Raw genomic sequence first — 402 nt, 5'->3', positions numbered from 1 at the left:
TACTTAGATGTTTCAGTTCCCCCCGTTTGCCTCCTTTCGGATACCCTAATCTCTTAGGGTGGGTTGCCCCATTCGGACATGCTAGGATCAATGTGTATGTGCCACTCCCCTAGCCTTTACGCAGCTTATCACGTCCTTCTTCGCCGCTGAGAGCCATAGGCATTCCCCATGCGCCCTTATTTTGCTTCTTCTACAAATTTCTTGATAATTCTCTACCAATATGTCAAATAACTCTAAGACTAAACAGCCTCGTGGATAATCCAAGCTCTCGCCTAAAATACCCTATTCACCTTGACAGCAAATAGTGAGAAGTAAACGTCAGGACACTCCAGAAAGGAGGTGTTCCAGCCACACCTTCCGGTACGGCTACCTTGTTACGACTTAGCCCCAGTTACCAGATTT

The 402-nt window shown here is 46.8% G+C and carries 2 rRNA genes; both read right to left on the bottom strand.

Annotation, left to right across the window (positions count from 1 at the left end):
- Window positions 1-190 (bottom strand): 23S ribosomal RNA (locus AC23N5_RS31495); the annotation flags it as partial.
- Window positions 191-332: 142 nt separating this feature from the next.
- Window positions 333-402: ribosomal RNA gene (locus tag AC23N5_RS31490) — 16S ribosomal RNA — on the bottom strand; the annotation flags it as partial.

It is taken from the genome of Runella sp. R5_40 (assembly GCF_057652295.1).
The sequence above is the reverse complement of the archived record's forward strand: the minus strand, read 5'-3'. Positions and strand labels throughout refer to the sequence as shown.